Source organism: Enterovibrio sp. FF113, assembly GCF_041439165.1.
GTDB lineage: Bacteria > Pseudomonadota > Gammaproteobacteria > Enterobacterales > Vibrionaceae > Enterovibrio > Enterovibrio norvegicus_A.
This window is the reverse complement of sequence record NZ_JBGONO010000027.1, coordinates 1-18391: the sequence shown is the minus strand read 5'-3', so window position 1 is coordinate 18391 and position 18391 is coordinate 1. Positions and strand designations below refer to the sequence as shown.

Here is an 18391-nt window from a genome sequence, read left to right as displayed (position 1 = left end):
TCAACGTTCTGCCTTCAACTTTCTTGGCCTCGCGACTCCAAGACACCGTTGAATTTTTGGTACAACTCGCCAATTCAACATGCCACACCTGTTGCACACGCCACACCGCTCATCCACACCTCAATCCACCAGCAATCATCTATTACATCTAAATACAGCGACTTATACAGACCTTCCCGTATGGCATGTTTCTTGGATTATGCATTTCATCATTCTTTGCATGACGAGAGTCTTGTGGCCAACCCAATGACTGTGGGCATCATTGCTAACCCCGTTTCCGCTCGCGACATTCGCCGAATCATCGCGCATGCGGCCAACCTACAAATTACTGACCGTGCCAATATGGTGCTACGGATATTGGCGGGGCTTCATCACGCTGGCATCGATAACGTTGTCATGATGCCGGAGCGGGCGGGGTTAGGCGTACATATTCAACGCGGCTTAAAACAAGCCCAATACGCTGACCACACCCGTTTTCCAACGCTTAGCTGGCTTGATATGCCCATCACAGGAACCGCGCAAGACACGGTCTGTGCTGCGCATTTAATGCGACAACAAGATGTATCAGCCATTGTGGTGCTGGGCGGAGACGGTACACACCGTTTAGTCGTCCGTGAGTGCGGGAATATCCCGATCGCTGGCGTATCCAGCGGCACTAACAATGCATTTCCTCCCCTGCAAGAACCGACTATCACAGGGTTAGCAACAGGCCTTGCGATCAGCGGAAAAATCCCGGCGTCACTTGCTTTTCGTGGTAACAAATTGCTTGAAGTACGCGTGAACGAACGTCGAGATATCGCATTGGTTGATGTCGCAGTGGTACGCGAGCAATTTACTGGTGCACTCGCCGTTTGGCGGGCTGAGAGCCTGCGAGAATTGTTCGTCACATTCGGGCGGACAGATGGCATTGGTTTGTCCTCTATCGCTGGCCTGCTCAATCCGGTGTCCCGCGATCAACCTATCGGTTTACACGTTCGCTTTGCACACAACACGCCTGCTGCTTTTTCGCTGTCTGCTCCATTGGCACCGGGGTTAATGGCAAAGCTACCCATCCAATCGGTCGACACATTGTCGCCAAACGCCACGCTTTCACTATCCACAACATCGGGTTCTCTCGCATTGGATGGCGAACGAGAGCTGCCTTTTAGCGCATCCGATTCCGTGAGTATCACCTTACATCTAGATGCCTTTCACACCATTGATGTCGAGCAATGCATGGCTTTTGCTGCACGACATGGCCTTTTTATTCAACGTGACGGGCACAAGCCCGTATCAACCTCACAAGGAGAACACCATGAGTGACAATCCCTTCCCACTATCGCGTAAGCAACTGCTTGAAGCGTACAAAATGATGAAAACCATCCGCGATTTTGAAGAACGCTTACATGTGGACTTTGCTCGCGGAGATATCCCCGGCTTTGTGCACTTGTATGCGGGAGAAGAAGCCACCGCAGTCGGCATTATGATGCATCTCAATAACAACGACCGTATCGCCTCAACACACCGAGGTCACGGACACTGCATCGCCAAAGGTGTGGATGTTCACGCCATGATGGCGGAGATCTACGGCAAGCAAACGGGAGCTTGCTGTGGCAAAGGTGGCTCAATGCACATTGCTGATTTATCCAAAGGCATGATGGGCGCCAATGGCATTTTAGGGGCAGGCTCTCCATTAGTTTGTGGCGCGGCCTTAGCTGCCAAACAGCTGGGCCATACCGGTGTGGGAATTAGCTTCACGGGAGATGGAGCCTCCAACCAAGGAACCTTTTTAGAAAGCTTAAACCTTGCCGCTGTTTGGGAGCTGCCCGTTATTTTCGTCGTGGAAAACAATGGCTATGCCGAGTCCACAGCCGCGGAATGGGCGGTTTCCTGCGATTCCTATGTCGACCGTGCGACAGGGTTTGGCTTACCCGGCATGACGGTGGATGGCACGGACTTTTTTGCGGTTTATGAAGCTGCAGGTGAAGTGATCAGACGAGCACGACAAGGTGGTGGACCGTCACTTTTGGAGTGCAAAATGGTGCGATTTTTCGGTCACTTCGAAGGCGATGCACAGACTTATCGCGCAGACGGCGAAGTGGAAGATATCCGCGGCAACAAAGATTGCTTGAAAATTCTTCGCCATCGCGTGGAAGAAAGTGGGCTTATCGCCACCCGCGAATTCGACCAAATCGATCAAGAAGTCAAAGCGCTCATTGAAGATGCGGTACAAGCAGCCATTGCCGCACCCTCACCTGCCCCGTCAGCCCTGCTGAATGATGTTTACGTCAGCTACTAATTCAAGGAAGGACAATATTATGGCCAGACAATTATCGATGAAAGATGCCATCAATGAAGCCATTGATCAGGAAATGAGCCGAGATCCCACCGTCTTTATGATGGGTGAAGACATCGTTGGTGGAACCGGCGCTCCCGGAGAAGATGATGCGTGGGGCGGCGTATTGGGTGTTACGAAAGGGCTGTATGCCAAACACCCTAACCAACTTATTGACACCCCTTTATCTGAAAGCGCCTACGTGGGGGCCGCCATTGGTGCGGCAACCTGTGGTTTACGCCCCATCGCAGAACTGATGTTTATTGATTTTATGGGTGTGTGTTTCGACCAGATATTTAATCAGGCAGCGAAATTTCGCTATATGTTTGGTGGTAAAGCCGAAACCCCAGTGGTTATCCGTGCTATGTGCGGTGCCGGGTTTCGTGCTGCCGGACAACACAGTCAAATGCTGACACCGTTGTTTACCCACATTCCAGGATTGAAAGTCGTTTGCCCATCCAATGCCTATGACACGAAGGGCTTACTCATCCAAGCTATTCGAGACAACGATCCCGTTATCTTCCTTGAACACAAAAACCTGTATGCCACCGAGTGCGACGTACCAGAGACGAGTTATGCCATACCTTTTGGTGAAGCCAATGTCATTCGCGAAGGCGGTGATGTCACCTTAGTGACATACGGACAAATGGTGAATCGGGCGCTCAGTGCTGCCGAACAGTTAGCCACGTCAGGCATTCAATGTGAAGTCATAGACTTGCGTACGCTGTCCCCATTAGATCTTGATACCGTATTGGAAAGTGTCGAAAACACGGGGAGATTGGTTTGCATTGATGAAGCCCACCCACGCTGCTCCATCGCTGCCGATATTTCGGCGCAAGTCGCTCAGGCTGCATTTTCACACCTTAAAGCGCCTATTCGCATGGTCACCGCTCCGCACACGCCTGTCCCTTTTTCACCTAGCTTGGAGGACGCGTTCATTCCATCAGTAGACGCGATTGTCGACGCAGTGAATACCATCGCTGGAGGACAATCATGAGTTCAAAGATAGTTGCGCTCGTCATGCCCAAATGGGGGCTTTCAATGAAGGAAGGCACACTCACGGAATGGCATGTCAACGAAGGCGATACCATCGAGGTTGGACAAATCATCATGGATGTCGAAACGGATAAAATCGCGAGTGAAGTAGAAGCGCCAGATCCGGGCTTGTTTCGACGCAAAGTGGCACAAGAAGGCGATGTATATTCGGTACAAGCCCTGTTAGGGGTACTTGCACCCGAAGAGGTATCGGAGTCTGAAATCGATGACTACGTTGCGACGTTTGTTCAACCAGATACCAACGATGAAGACGCGCAAGAGCAAGCATCAGCCTATGCCTTTACTGACACCGCGATAGGCAAAATTCGTTACACCTACCTAAATCAAGATGCAGAAGGCACGCCCTTCATGTTAATCCACGGTTTTGGTGGTGATCTCGATAACTGGCTATTCAATATCGATGCACTCAGCAACGTCGCGCCCGTGATAGCGCTCGATTTGCCTGCTCATGGTCAATCCGTGATACCGAATTTCGCATTAACCTTAGCCGATCTCACGCAAACGGTTGTGGACTTGCTTGATCGGCTTAATGTACCTAAAACACATTTGGTCGGACATTCAATGGGGGGCTTCATCTGTAGTGAGATAGCAAGACAGCACCCAGAAAAAGTGCAGTCACTGACCATGATTGCGAGCGCGGGACTTGGGAAAACGATCAATGGCGATTACATACAAGGCTTTATTGATGCTAACAATCGTCGTGAGCTCAAGCCTGTGCTCCAATTGCTATTTGCTGACAGTCGTTTGGTGACACGCAGCTTGGTTGACGATGTACTCAAATATAAACGCTTAGATGGCGTTAATACGGCATTGGCTTACCTTGCTAACGAGTTATTCCCCTCTCACATCCAACAGCACGCTGCTTCTCTATCCCTGCCATTACCAACACTGGTGATATGGGGGGACAAAGATGCGGTGATCCCTGCATCGGATGCCAATACTTTGCCGGATGCTGAGTGTCATGTTCTTGAGAATGCTGGACACATGGTGCAAATGGAGAAAGCCAATGAGGTTAATACGATAATTTTGGCGCACAGCGCCAATCAATAAGCGCCTGTTAATCAGCGAGCGCCGATCAAATAAGGGATGCTTAGCATCCCTTATTGTCAGCAATGCCATCCAGCTGACATCGAAAGCTTCATCTATTGATTAACGAAGAGCTCTTACTTCTTCAATCAGCCGACGTGCGATTGTCCCTTCCGGTGCCACCAGCGGTAGTGCATCTACGTCAAACCAACTCGCGTCCGTCAGTTCTTCATAATCTGGATTAATATCGCCTGTCGCATAGTCAGCCACAAAGCCCATCATTAAATTCGAAGGGAACGCCCAAGGTTGGCTATCAAAGTAGCGAATGTTCGCCACCTCTATGCCGGTTTCCTCTTTGACTTCGCGTGCCACACATTGCTCTAGCGTTTCACCGGCTTCAACAAACCCCGCTATCACTGTGTACATGCCGTTTTTATGGCGAGGATGTTGTGCTAGCAAAATTTCACCGCCACGCCTAACAGCAACAATCACACAGGGTGATATACGCGGATAATGTACCGTATGGCACTGATCACAGACCATGGCAGGGTGCGCAGCATCAAAGTGATTAACGCCTCCGCATTTGCAGCAAAATCCCTGAGAATGACACATATAGTCGAGCTGTATCGCTCGCCCCGCCATATTAAACAAAGCTGGACTCAGATGCAGTTGGCAACGAAGGCTGTCGAACTCATCAGAAGAAAAAGCGTGACTATCCACCGTAAAGTGGACTTCTCTTCCGTCAAACGTACCGATGACATAGCTAGATACTGCCATTTTCTCAAGCTTGGATATGGTGATTAACGGCAAGCTGTGATCAGGTAACCATAACTTTCCGTCGTTTGCACAACACAGATACACAAGATCATTTTGGTCAGACATAACGCAGTTTAGATCCTTGCTAACAGTGAAAATTTGAGGCACTCTAAATTTAATTACCTGATGTTAGTCAATTGACGGCCTGAATGATATGGCTCTAATCCTATAAAAGCGCTCAGGTGCGCTGATCATGAGGAACGTGGTCATGCTTAGTAAACTCGAAAAAGCACAGCAACAGTGGGGTGGTTACAGCGATGTGATCGACTACTGGTTAACACTAAGACAAGAACTACTTGTGGAATATTCTAAGGTCGCCGGGCTGTCAGGCGTTAACAAGAATTGTCTTCCTACAGAAGAGGCGTTAAACCACTTCTGTGAAGCGCTGGTAGATTATATATCTGCTGGTCACTTCAAAATTTATGACATGGTGATGAGTCGTTGGCAGTCAACGGGTTTCTCCACGAATACTGAGATCGACACGCTTTATGCGCGCATCGTTGAAACCACAGAGCCACTGTTAACCTTTAACGACAAATACAGCGCGTTTGTGTTGGATGAAGATAACTTCTCCCGCTTTGATAGCGATATTTCACGTGTTGGTGAAATCATGGAATTGCGCTTTGAACAGGAAGATATGCTAATCCAGTTAATTGCGGATAGCCTGTCTATTCCGCCCGGTGCTTAGCGTTATTTTATAGCGACATTTTACTTCGGCTGTTGGTGTTTGCCACCAGCCGGCGTTTTTTCATCGCATCTCAATAGAGCCCCCTTGAGCAATCTCTCGCATTCTTCTATTCTCATTTTTTCTACAAAGCACTCTCCTCACGTTCCTCTAACGCAATCCCACTAGAAATGATTAACACTCTGTCATGAGAATATACAGCACAGCTGTAAATGGCTTATATACGCCAGTTATGCAAACGCTCGATGAGATCACTAGAAACAAAAAAGGCACCCCGAAGGGTGCCTTTTCAATTCAAGTCAGCAAAAGCTTAGTCGTCGTTTAGACCGGCATTCAGCAGAGCTGCAAGATCCTGTGATGCTTGTTCAGCATCCATTTGCGGTGCAACAGGTGCATCTACTACTTGACGACGTGCTTGACGCGTCTTGTGGTAAGCAAAACCAGTACCCGCTGGGATCAGGCGACCAACGATAACGTTCTCTTTCAGACCACGTAGCTCATCACGCTTACCAGATACCGCTGCTTCTGTAAGAACGCGAGTGGTTTCCTGGAACGAAGCTGCAGAGATAAACGACTCGGTAGCCAACGACGCTTTGGTAATACCAAGTAGATCACGCGTGAATCCAACCATTTGTTTGCCTTCAGCTTCAAGCTGACGGTTTGCAATGGTCACACGGGAGAATTCTACTTGCTCACCTTCTAGGAACTCAGAGTCACCAGATTTCGTGATAGTTACCTTGCGCAGCATCTGACGAACGATCGTCTCAATGTGCTTATCGTTAATCTTAACGCCTTGCAGACGGTAAACGTCTTGCACTTCGTTAGTGATGAACTCAGTTACCGCACGTACACCACGAAGACGCAGGATATCGTGTGGTGCTTCTGGGCCATCAGCGATTACATCACCAATTTCGACTTTTTCACCTTCAAATACGTTCAACTGACGCCATTTCGGAATCATTTCTTCGTACGGGCTACCATCGGTCGGGGTGATAATCAGACGACGCTTACCTTTGGTTTCTTTACCGAAGGATACCGCACCTGTGATTTCAGCCAGAATCGCAGGCTCTTTCGGCTTACGGGCTTCAAACAGGTCAGCTACGCGTGGCAGACCACCGGTGATATCTTTCGTACCGCTCGCAGCTTGCGGGATACGTGACAAGATTTCACCGATACCAACGGTTGCTCCATCTTCTAACTGGACAATTGCTTTACCAGGCAAGAAGTATTGAGCAGGCATGTCGGTACCTGGGATCATGATATCGTTGCCAGCAGCATCGCAAAGTCTGACGGTAGGACGCATGTCTTTACCAGCAGATGTGCGCTCAGCAGCATCCAAGATCACCATTGAAGATAGACCTGTCAGCTCGTCAGTTTGACGTTGAACTGTCACGCCATCAATCATATCAAGGAACTGGATACGACCTTCCACTTCCGTGATGATCGGCATTGTGTGCGGATCCCAATTTGCTACGATTTCACCCGTAGTAACTGCGTCACCATCTGCTTTCGTCAAGATAGTACCGTAAGAAAGCTTGTAGCTTTCTTTCGTACGTCCAAACTCATCAACGATAGTCAATTCAGAAGCACGAGAGGTAATAACCAGCTTGCCAGAGTTGTTAATAACAAACTTGGCATTGTGAAGGTGCAACGAACCGTTGTTCTTCACTTGGATACTATTCTCTGCAGCCGCACGAGATGCCGCACCACCGATGTGGAACGTACGCATTGTAAGCTGTGTACCAGGCTCACCGATTGACTGAGCAGCGATAACACCGACTGCTTCACCATGGTTCACAATGTGACCACGAGCCAAATCACGACCGTAACAGTTTGCACAGCAACCGAAGTCAGTTTGACAACTAACGACCGAACGCACTTTGATTTGGTCTACAGAGTTCTGCTCCAAAATGTCACACCATTTCTCATCGAGAAGGGTGTTACGTGGTGCAAGAACTTCTTCTGTACCAGGTTTAAGTACGTCTTCAGCAACAACACGACCCAGAACACGCTCACGCAATGCTTCTTTAACGTCGCCGCCTTCGATAACTGCCATCATGTGAATACCTTCGCTGGTACCACAGTCAGTTTCAGTGATGACTACGTCTTGTGCAACATCAACCAAACGGCGAGTCAGATAACCTGAGTTCGCAGTTTTAAGTGCTGTATCCGCCAGACCCTTACGAGCACCGTGAGTAGAGATGAAGTACTGGAGTACGTTCAGACCTTCACGGAAGTTCGCGGTGATTGGCGTTTCAATGATAGAGCCATCTGGTTTCGCCATCAGACCACGCATACCCGCCAACTGACGGATCTGAGCAGCCGAACCACGAGCACCTGAATCGGCCATCATGTATACGCTGTTGAACGACTTCTGATCTTCTTTTTCGCCATCACGGTTGATAACGGTATCAAAAGACAAGTTATCCATCATCGCTTTAGCAACTTGTTCGTTCGCTGCAGCCCAGATATCGATAACTTTGTTGTAACGTTCGCCTGCGGTTACCAGACCAGACTGGAACTGCTCTTGAATTTCAGCAACTTCAGCTTCTGCTGCTTCGATCAGGTCGTATTTCGCCTGTGGGATAACCATGTCATCGATGCCAACAGATACACCAGATAGTGCCGCATATGCGAAACCGGTGTACATGATTTGGTCAGCGAAAATAACAGTGTCTTTCAGACCCAGCTTACGGTAACAAGTGTTCAGCAAGTTAGAGATCTGCTTTTTACCTAGCGCTTGGTTAACGATGTCGTATGGCATGCCTTCAGGCACGATTTGCCACAACATTGCACGACCAACGGTGGTGTCACGCAGTTCTACTGACTCGGTGCGGTTACCCATCTCGTCAAACAGCACTTCTTTCAAGCGTACTTTTACGCGAGCGTGCAGTTCTGCGTTGCCAGTACGGTATGCTTTTTCAGCTTCCGCAGGGCCAGACAGGTAAAGGCCTTCGCCTTTTGCGTTAATTCTGTCGCGGGTCATGTAATACAGACCCAATACAACGTCCTGAGAAGGTACGATGATTGGATCACCGGACGCAGGAGACAGGATGTTGTTGGTCGACATCATCAGAGCACGTGCTTCAAGTTGCGCTTCCAAAGTCAACGGTACGTGTACCGCCATTTGGTCACCATCGAAATCGGCGTTATATGCCGCACAAACGAGTGGGTGCAACTGGATCGCTTTACCTTCGATCAACACAGGTTCAAACGCTTGGATACCCAAACGGTGAAGTGTTGGTGCACGGTTCAACAGTACTGGGTGTTCACGGATGACTTCATCCAAGATATCCCAAACGACTGCTTCTTCGCGCTCAACCATTTTCTTAGCCGCTTTGATGGTAGTCGCAAGACCACGTGCTTCAAGCTTGCCGTAGATGAATGGTTTGAACAGCTCTAGTGCCATCTTCTTAGGAAGACCACACTGGTGCAGACGAAGGTATGGACCTACGGTGATAACCGAACGGCCAGAGTAGTCTACACGTTTACCAAGCAAGTTCTGACGGAAACGACCTTGCTTACCTTTGATCATATCAGCCAAAGATTTCAGTGGACGCTTGTTCGAACCAGTAATGGCACGACCGCGACGACCGTTATCTAGCAGAGCATCAACTGACTCTTGCAGCATACGCTTTTCGTTACGTACGATGATGTCAGGAGCAGCCAGATCAAGTAGGCGTTTCAGACGGTTGTTACGGTTGATCACACGACGGTAGAGATCATTCAGATCTGAAGTCGCGAAACGACCGCCATCCAGTGGTACCAGAGGACGTAGATCCGGTGGCAGAACTGGAAGTACAGTCAGGATCATCCACTCAGGGTTGTTTCCAGACTGCAGGAATGCTTCAACAAGCTTAAGGCGCTTGGTGATTTTCTTACGCTTAGTTTCAGAGTTGGTTTCTTCCAGCTCTTCGCGCATCAGTTCAGTTTCAGCTTGCAGGTCCATGTTCGCCAGCAATGCTTTCACCGCTTCGGCACCCATACGAGCGTCGAATTCATCACCCCATTGCTCCAGCGCGTCAAGATACTGTTCTTCAGACAGCATTTGGCTACGCTCAAGATCGGTCATGCCTGGTTCGATCACAACGTATGATTCGAAGTACAGAACACGCTCGATGTCACGCAATGGCATGTCCATCAGCAAACCGATACGAGACGGTAGTGATTTCAGGAACCAGATGTGGGCAACAGGAGAAGCCAACTCAATGTGACCCATACGCTCACGGCGTACTTTGGTCTGAGTAACTTCAACACCACATTTTTCACAGATCACACCACGGTGCTTAAGGCGTTTGTATTTACCGCAAAGACATTCGTAGTCTTTTACCGGGCCAAAGATACGTGCACAGAATAGGCCGTCACGCTCAGGCTTAAAGGTACGGTAGTTAATGGTTTCTGGCTTTTTCACTTCACCGAAAGACCATGAACGAATCATGTCTGGTGAAGCTAGACCGATTTTGATTGCATCAAATTCTTCGGTCTTATGCTGTGCTTTCAGAAACTTAAGTAAGTCTTTCACATTTGGCTCCTGTGAGGAGTTGACCCAGAAAGGCGCTGACAGGCAGCGCCTTCATATTGATACCGGAAATAGCGATTAAGCCTTGGCTTATTCGTCTTCCAGCTCGATGTTGATACCCAACGAGCGGATTTCTTTCAACAATACGTTGAAAGATTCCGGCATACCCGGCTCCATGCGGTGATCGCCGTCGACGATGTTTTTATACATCTTCGTACGACCGTTCACGTCATCCGACTTAACAGTCAGCATTTCTTGGAGGGTATATGCTGCGCCGTATGCTTCAAGCGCCCACACTTCCATCTCACCGAAACGCTGGCCACCGAACTGAGCTTTACCACCCAGCGGCTGCTGAGTAACTAGGCTGTAAGAACCGGTAGAACGGGCGTGCATCTTGTCATCAACCAAGTGGTTCAGTTTCAGCATGTACATGTAACCAACAGTTACAGGACGCTCAAACTTCTCACCAGTACGGCCGTCAAATAGGTTCAGCTGGCCAGATTCTGGCAGATCACCCAGTTTCAACAGTTCTTTGATTGAAGACTCAGGCGCACCATCGAACACTGGAGTCGCGATCGGTAGACCGGCACGCAGGTTCTGGATCAGTGTACGCACTTCATCATCAGACAGAGCGCTGATATCGACTTGCTGACGTGTTTCACCCAGGCTGTAAACCTTCTGCAGGAACTCGCGGAATTTCGCCAGTTCTTGCTGCTCTTTGAGCATCTTGTTGATCTTGTTACCGATACCTTTCGCCGCTAGGCCAAGGTGGGTTTCAAGGATCTGACCGATGTTCATACGAGACGGTACACCCAGTGGGTTCAATACGATGTCTACTGGTTCACCATCTTCATCGTACGGCATGTCTTCAACAGGGTTGATCTTAGAGATAACACCCTTGTTACCGTGGCGACCTGCCATCTTGTCACCAGGTTGAATGCGACGTTTAACAGCCAGGTATACCTTAACAATTTTAAGGACGCCCGGTGCCAGATCGTCACCCTGAGTGATCTTGCGACGTTTGGTGTCAAACTTCTTATCGAAGTCAGATTTCAGTTCGTCGTACTGCTCAGCCAATTGCTCAAGCTGAGTTTGCAGCGCTTCGTCGTCAATAGTCTGAGTCAGCATGCTCTGGCGATCCATGTTCGCCAGTTTTTCTTGGCTGTAGCCTGCTTGCGCAAGTACACCACGAACACGTGCTACCAGACCACCTTCCAGAATAGAGAACTCTTCTGTCAGATCTTTCTTGGCTTCTTTTAGCTGCATTTCTTCGATTTCGAGCGCACGCTTGTCTTTCTCAACGCCATCACGGGTAAACACTTGTACGTCAATGATCGTACCAGATACACCGTTTGGAACGCGCAGAGAAGAGTCTTTAACGTCAGACGCTTTCTCACCGAAGATCGCACGTAGCAGTTTTTCTTCTGGTGTCAGCTGCGTTTCGCCTTTAGGCGTCACTTTACCTACCAGAATATCGCCACCTTTCACTTCCGCACCGATGTATACAACACCAGATTCGTCAAGTTTAGACAGCGCAGCTTCACCCACGTTAGGGATATCAGCAGTGATTTCTTCGCTACCCAGTTTAGTATCGCGCGCCACACAAGAAAGCTCTTGGATGTGGATAGTAGTCAGGCGGTCTTCCTGTACTACACGCTCAGAAACAAGGATGGAATCCTCGAAGTTGTAACCGTTCCAAGGCATGAACGCGATACGCATGTTCTGGCCAAGAGCAAGTTCACCCAGATCCGTCGAAGGACCATCAGCCAACACGTCACCACGTGCAACTGGCTCACCAGGCATCACGGTAGGACGCTGGTTGATACAGGTGTTCTGGTTAGAACGGGTGTACTTCGTCAGGTTATAGATGTCGATACCAGCTTCACCTGAAACCAGCTCTTCTTCATTAACCTTGATAACGATACGCGATGCGTCAACCGACTGAACCATACCGCCACGTTTAGCAACGGCAGTTACACCGGAGTCAACCGCTACTGCACGCTCAATACCAGTACCTACTAGCGGCTTATCAGCACGCAAAGTTGGAACTGCCTGACGTTGCATGTTCGCACCCATAAGTGCACGGTTAGCATCATCGTGCTCTAGGAATGGGATCAGAGATGCAGCAACCGATACAATCTGGTTGGTCGCGACGTCCATGTACTGGACATGGTCACGAGGGTGCAAACCTGAATCACCTTTCTGGCGAGCAGTGATCAATTCTTCACCGAATGAACCATCATCGTTTAGCACGGCGTTTGCCTGTGCAATAACAAATTGGCCTTCTTCGATAGCAGAAAGATAATCAATTTGGTCCGTCACTTTACCGTCAACAACTTTACGGTAAGGCGTTTCCAGGAAGCCGTACGGGTTAGTACGTGCATACGCTGAAAGCGAGTTGATCAGACCGATGTTTGGACCTTCAGGCGTTTCGATAGGACATAGGCGACCGTAGTGGGTTGCGTGTACATCTCGAACTTCAAAGCCTGCGCGCTCACGCGTCAGACCGCCTGGACCCAATGCAGAGATACGACGCTTGTGCGTCACTTCTGACAACGGGTTATTCTGGTCCATAAACTGTGACAGCTGAGAAGAACCGAAGAACTCTTTAACTGCCGCAGAGATAGGCTTAGCGTTGATCAGATCTTGAGGCATGATTGCATCAAGGTCACCAAGGCTTAGGCGCTCTTTAACCGCACGTTCAACACGTACCAGACCTACACGGAACTGGTTCTCTGCCATTTCACCAACAGAACGAATGCGACGGTTGCCCAGGTGGTCAATATCGTCCACCTCACCGATACCATTACGGATATCGATCAGCTTGCGCATCACTTGGATGATGTCATCGTGGCTCAGTACGCCAGAACCGGTCATTTCTTCACGGTTTAGAGAACTGTTGAACTTCATACGGCCTACCGCAGACAGATCGTAACGATCTTCTGAGAAGAACAGGCTATTGAACAACTGCTCTGCTGCTTCACGCGTTGGTGGCTCACCAGGACGCATCATGCGGTAGATTTCAACCAATGCGCTCAGGCGATCAGACGTGCTGTCGATACGCAGGGTATCTGACATGTACGGACCGTTATCCAAGTCATTGGTGAACAAAGTTTCGATCTTCTTGTAACCAGCTTGAGAAAGAAGCGCTAGGGTTTCTAGGCTCAGTTCTTGGTTAGCAGGTGCAATGATCTCGCCAGTTTCCTCGTTAACGTAATCGCGTGCAGAAACTTTGCCCACAATGTACTCAACAGGAACTTCAATTTTTTCTACGCCATCTTTTTCAAGCTGACGAATGTGGCGCGCGGTAATACGGCGGCCTTGTTCAATGTATACCTTGCCGTTAGCTTCGATATCAAAGCTTGCGGTCTCGCCACGCAGACGATCCGGTACCAGTTCCATCACCAGAGACTTGCCTTGGACTTCGAAAACAATTTTATCGAAGAACAAATCAAGAATTTGCTCGGTGGTGTATTCCAATGCACGCAGAATGATCGATGCAGGTAGCTTACGACGACGGTCGATACGAACGTAGACGGCATCCTTAGGATCAAACTCAAAGTCCAACCACGAACCGCGGTATGGAATGATACGTGCGTTGTACAGCACTTTACCTGAGGAATGGGTTTTACCCTTATCGCTGTCGAAGAAGACGCCCGGGCTACGATGCAGCTGGGATACGATAACCCTCTCAGTACCGTTAATTACAAAGGTACCATTGTCCGTCATGAGTGGAATTTCACCCATGTAGACTTCTTGCTCTTTAATGTCTTTTACGGTGCCAGCAGGTGCATCTCTGTCAAACATCACCAGGCGTAATTTAACGCGCAGTGGTGCAGAGTAAGTTACGCCGCGGATCTGACATTCTTTAACATCGAATACTGGCTCTCCAAGGCGATAGCTAACGTATTGCAGTTCGGAATTGCCATTGTAACTCTGAATCGGAAAGACAGAGCGAAAAGCCGCTTCAAGACCGTATTGACCTTCTGGATCCTGCTCGATAAATTTTTCGAAAGAATCTAGCTGGATAGACAGCAAGTATGGCACGTCCAGAACTTGAGGACGCTTACCAAAATCCTTACGGATACGCTTTTTCTCGGTATAAGAGTAAACCATAGGGTTCCTCAGCTCGCTGATAAGTGACCCAAACTGTCCAGACTGAGGGACAGTAACTAAACAACCAACCGTTTACTGTAGGAGCATCAGAGGGTTAATCTGATACTTTTTTTGCATGGAAAGTAGTGACTAAACGGGGTGCAAAATTCACTACTGCCCTACAGCGCAAAAAGGCCGGTGGCTATTTAGCCACCAGCCATTAGCCATTTCAGGCTAAGAAGCTAAGCAATAATTACTTAACTTCAACAGAAGCACCAGCTTCTTCTAGCTGTGCTTTAAGAGCGTCAGCTTCTTCTTTAGAAACTGCTTCTTTCAACGGAGCTGGAGCACCGTCAACAACAGCTTTAGCTTCTTTCAGACCTAGGCCAGTTGCGCCACGTACTGCTTTGATAACAGCAACTTTGTTAGGACCACAAGAAGTCAGGATTACGTCGAATTCAGTTTGCTCTTCTGCTGCTTCTGCAACAGCGCCGCCTGCAACTACTGCAGCAGCAGCAGTAACACCGAATTTCTCTTCCATAGCTTCAATAAGCTCAACAACTTGCATTACAGACATTTCTGCAACTGCGTCTAGGATTTGCTCGTTAGTGATAGACATAACAATTCTCTTTAAAGTCAACAATTAGTTTAAATAGCAATCGGTAAAAAGCAATGCAATTATGCAGCTTCTTTCTGATCGCGAACGGCCGCGATAGTGCGAACCAGCTTGCCAGCAGACGCTTCTTTCATGCACATCATCAGACGTGCAATAGCTTCGTCGTATGTTGGCAGCGTTGCTAGAACGTCAGCATCAGTGATAGAGCCTTCGAATGCAGCAGCTTTGATCTCGAATTTCTTGTTCTCTTTAGCGAAGTCTTTGAAAAGACGCGCCGCAGCACCTGGGTGCTCATTAGAGAACGCAATCAGTGTTGGACCAACAAACGTGTCTTGCAGACACGCATAGTCAGTACCTTCAACTGCACGACGAGCCAAGGTATTACGAACAACTCTCATGTAAACGCCAGCTTCACGAGCTTGTTTACGTAGAGAAGTCATTGCGCCTACCGCTACACCGCGAGAATCAGCTACAACTGCAGAAAGGGCACCACTGGCAGCTTCGTTGACTTCAGCAACAATTGCTTTTTTGTCTTGAAGATTTAATGCCATTTGGATTTGCTCCTGGATTATATATACACCACTCGCTACTTCACAGTAGGAGAGTAATTACGGCGCAGATCCAAGAAAGAATATATCTATCATGTTCTGGCACCGTCTACGTAGGTAAGCATTAAGTCTTAGTGAAAACACCAGACGCCTACGGTCTTGGACGAAGCCCAGCAAGCCGGACTCAGCCATAAATTTGAAGCGAAGGATTATACAGCAACCCTTCGCTTCAAGCAATTAGTTTGCGCTTGCTTCCAGAGTGTTCTGGTCAACCGCAACACCTGCACCCATAGTGGTAGAGATGCTTACTTTCTTAACGAAAGTACCTTTCGCTGAAGAAGGCTTCGCTTTCTTCAGAGCTACCAACAATGCTTCAAGGTTACCCTTAAGTTTGTCAGTATCGAAATCAACCTTACCAATAGTGGTGTGGATGATACCGTTCTTGTCGTTACGGTAACGAACCTGACCTGCTTTAGCGTTCTTAACCGCTTGAGCAACGTTAGGGGTTACAGTACCAACTTTCGGGTTTGGCATCAGACCGCGTGGGCCCAAGATAGTACCAAGTTGACCAACAACGCGCATTGCATCAGGTGATGCGATAACTACGTCGAAGTTCATCTCGCCTTTCTTGATTTGGTCAGCCAGATCTTCCATACCAATGATGTCAGCGCCTGCTTCTTTTGCAGCTTCAGCGTTAGCACCTTGGGTGAATACCGCTACGCGGATATCACGACCAGTACCGTGTGGCAACACAGTTGCGCCACGAACGTTTTGGTCTGATTTACGTGCATCGATGCCCAGGTTTACTGCAACATCAACACTTTCTACGAATTTAGCAGTAGCAAGTTCTTTCAAAAGAGCAACAGCTTCGTTGATGTCATACTCACGAGTAACATCAACTTTGTCGCGGATAACGCGCATGCGTTTAGTCAATTTAGCCATTGTCTTAACCCTCTACTACCAGACCCATTGAACGAGCAGTACCAGCAATTGAGCGTTTCATCGCTTCAATGTCTGCACCAGTCATGTCTTTCGCTTTAGTTTCAGCGATTTCCTGAACCTGAGCGTCAGTAATAGTACCAACTTTCTCAGTGTTAGGACGGCCTGAACCAGACTTGATGCCAGCTGCTTTCTTAAGAAGAACTGCAGCAGGTGGCGTCTTCATTTCGAAAGTGAAAGAACGGTCGCTGTATACAGAGATAACAACTGGAGTAGGAAGGCCTTTCTCCATAGATTCTGTACGTGCGTTAAACGCTTTACAGAATTCCATGATGTTAACGCCGTGTTGACCAAGAGCTGGACCAACTGGTGGACTTGGGTTAGCCATACCCGCTGCAACTTGCAGCTTGATGTAAGCTTCTACTTTTTTAGCCATTACTAAATACCTAAATTTGGGTTCAAACGTCTGTTTTTTTGCAAACAGACTCCCCGTTTAACAAAAGGGCGCGAAATTGTATTCAAATTTCGCGCCCCTAGCAATACTTTCCGAGCAAAAAACGATCAGCTTTTTTCGACTTGACTGAATTCTAGCTCTACAGGTGTTGCACGGCCGAAGATAGAAACAGAAACCTTCACACGACTCTTCTCGTAATCGACTTCTTCTACGACGCCATTGAAGTCCGCAAACGGGCCTTCAGTAACACGCACAACTTCACCTGCTTCGTACACAGTCTTGTGCACAGGTGACTCGCCAGCTTTCTCAAGACGATTCAAGATAGCGTCAGCTTCTTTATCTGTGATAGACGCAGGGCGATCCGGCGTACCACCAATAAAGCCCATTACACGTGGCACGCTACGCACCAAGTGCCATGACTCATCATTCATAATCATCTGAACGAGAACATAACCTGGGAAAAACTTTCGTTCACTCTTGCGACGCTGTCCTGCGCGCATCTCAACAACTTCCTCGGTAGGGACAAGTATCTCACCGAAGAAATCTTCCATTTCGTGAATCTTGATATATTCATTCAATGACTTAGATACACGGCCTTCAAAACCGGAAAAAGCCTGAACAACATACCAACGTTTTTTAGGAGCTTCGCTCATGTAGTTAACCTCACACGCCAGTGAATAGGCGGACCAGACGGACCATTATACCGTCGATGCCCCACAGGATGAGCGCCATGACGACAGTGACAGCCAGAACGATGAGAGTGGTCTGTAACGTTTCTTGGCGAGTTGGCCAGACAACTTTACGCACTTCCATACGCGACTCACGTGCAAAGGTGATCGCCGTTTTGCCTTTACCTGTTAGAGCAGCAACACCACCGGCGGCTGCAACAAGTACAACTACAGCTGCAGCTCGTAGCACGACAGACATATCGCCGTACACGCTATTTCCAACTACCGCAGTCGCCAATAAGGCAAAAACCACAACCCATTTTAGGGCATCCATTGACCCGGTTGGGGCTTCAGCATTCGCTTTCATACATTCTACCTGTAACTAGTCTATTTCATCGACGACAACAACCTCGCGTTAGCGAGGTGAAAAGAATAAAGGAAACCTAAACGTACTTACTTCGTCGCTTATTTTCTTATCCTAAAACGTATATCACTGCGACCAATCGGCGAAAAAAAGTTCAATCCAAAGATTTGGTGCAGAAAAAGGGCATCAAATGATGCCCTTTTTGCTAGTGTGTCGTCAAATCTTATTCGATGATTTTAGCAACAACACCTGCACCAACTGTACGACCACCTTCGCGGATTGCGAAGCGTA

Annotated in this window: 14 protein-coding genes and 1 pseudogene; 5 read left to right on the top strand and 10 right to left on the bottom strand. The window is 48.5% G+C overall.

Annotated elements, in window-relative coordinates:
* The first annotated feature begins 246 nt into the window (after positions 1–246).
* From ACED36_RS18720 to ACED36_RS18705, 4 genes are read left to right on the top strand one after another with little or no spacing between them, the layout of a single operon-like run.
* Positions 247–1302 carry an ATP-NAD kinase family protein gene (locus tag ACED36_RS18720; protein ID WP_026024004.1) on the top strand — a complete coding sequence of 352 codons (1056 nt, stop codon included), beginning with the start codon at positions 247–249 and terminating at the stop codon, positions 1300–1302.
* Complete coding sequence (locus ACED36_RS18715; protein ID WP_035008715.1) at positions 1295–2278, top strand: thiamine pyrophosphate-dependent enzyme; 984 nt, start codon at positions 1295–1297, stop codon at positions 2276–2278. The genes ACED36_RS18720 and ACED36_RS18715 overlap by 8 nt, the downstream gene beginning before the upstream one ends.
* A 19-nt stretch (positions 2279–2297) precedes the next feature.
* Positions 2298–3311 (top strand): alpha-ketoacid dehydrogenase subunit beta, encoded by a 1014-nt coding sequence (locus ACED36_RS18710; protein ID WP_016960650.1) that lies wholly within the window; start codon positions 2298–2300, stop codon positions 3309–3311.
* The gene (locus tag ACED36_RS18705) at positions 3308–4420 is read left to right on the top strand and encodes an acetoin dehydrogenase dihydrolipoyllysine-residue acetyltransferase subunit (RefSeq protein WP_016960649.1); all 1113 of its coding nucleotides are present in this window, start codon (positions 3308–3310) and stop codon (positions 4418–4420) included. Before ACED36_RS18710 ends, ACED36_RS18705 begins: the two co-directional genes overlap by 4 nt.
* 99 nt (positions 4421–4519) lie before the next feature.
* Here the strand turns inward: ACED36_RS18705 and nudC are convergent, their stop codons facing one another.
* Positions 4520–5278, bottom strand: coding sequence for an NAD(+) diphosphatase (gene nudC / locus ACED36_RS18700; RefSeq protein ID WP_016960648.1), 759 nt, complete (start codon positions 5276–5278; stop codon positions 4520–4522).
* A gap of 142 nt (positions 5279–5420) precedes the next feature.
* Between nudC and ACED36_RS18695 the strand changes: the two genes are divergently transcribed.
* Positions 5421–5900 (top strand): Rsd/AlgQ family anti-sigma factor, encoded by a 480-nt coding sequence (locus tag ACED36_RS18695; protein WP_016960647.1) that lies wholly within the window; start codon positions 5421–5423, stop codon positions 5898–5900.
* Positions 5901–6207: 307 nt separating this feature from the next.
* On the opposite strand, the gene rpoC is transcribed toward ACED36_RS18695, so the two are convergent.
* The 9 genes and pseudogenes from rpoC to ACED36_RS18650 form a co-directional block, all read right to left on the bottom strand.
* Positions 6208–10419: a DNA-directed RNA polymerase subunit beta' gene (rpoC, locus tag ACED36_RS18690; protein WP_016960646.1), complete on the bottom strand. Its 4212-nt coding sequence runs from the start codon at positions 10417–10419 to the stop codon at positions 6208–6210.
* Between the two features lie 87 nt (positions 10420–10506).
* Positions 10507–14532 (bottom strand): DNA-directed RNA polymerase subunit beta, encoded by a 4026-nt coding sequence (gene rpoB / locus ACED36_RS18685; protein WP_016960645.1) that lies wholly within the window; start codon positions 14530–14532, stop codon positions 10507–10509.
* A gap of 232 nt (positions 14533–14764) precedes the next feature.
* Entirely contained in the window at positions 14765–15130 is a 366-nt protein-coding gene (gene rplL, locus ACED36_RS18680) for a 50S ribosomal protein L7/L12 (protein WP_016960644.1), read from the bottom strand.
* Positions 15131–15189: 59 nt separating this feature from the next.
* Complete coding sequence (gene rplJ, locus ACED36_RS18675) at positions 15190–15678, bottom strand: 50S ribosomal protein L10 (protein ID WP_016960643.1); 489 nt, start codon at positions 15676–15678, stop codon at positions 15190–15192.
* 234 nt (positions 15679–15912) lie between these two features.
* Positions 15913–16617, bottom strand: a complete 705-nt coding sequence (gene rplA, locus ACED36_RS18670) for a 50S ribosomal protein L1 (RefSeq protein ID WP_016960642.1) — start codon at positions 16615–16617, stop codon at positions 15913–15915.
* A gap of 4 nt (positions 16618–16621) precedes the next feature.
* Entirely contained in the window at positions 16622–17050 is a 429-nt protein-coding gene (gene rplK / locus ACED36_RS18665) for a 50S ribosomal protein L11 (protein WP_016960641.1), read from the bottom strand.
* Between the two features lie 125 nt (positions 17051–17175).
* The gene (gene nusG / locus ACED36_RS18660) at positions 17176–17721 is read right to left on the bottom strand and encodes a transcription termination/antitermination protein NusG (protein WP_016960640.1); all 546 of its coding nucleotides are present in this window, start codon (positions 17719–17721) and stop codon (positions 17176–17178) included.
* Positions 17722–17731: 10 nt separating this feature from the next.
* Entirely contained in the window at positions 17732–18103 is a 372-nt protein-coding gene (secE, locus tag ACED36_RS18655) for a preprotein translocase subunit SecE (protein ID WP_016960639.1), read from the bottom strand.
* 220 nt (positions 18104–18323) lie between these two features.
* A pseudogene (locus ACED36_RS18650) lies at positions 18324–18391 on the bottom strand (elongation factor Tu); the annotation flags it as partial.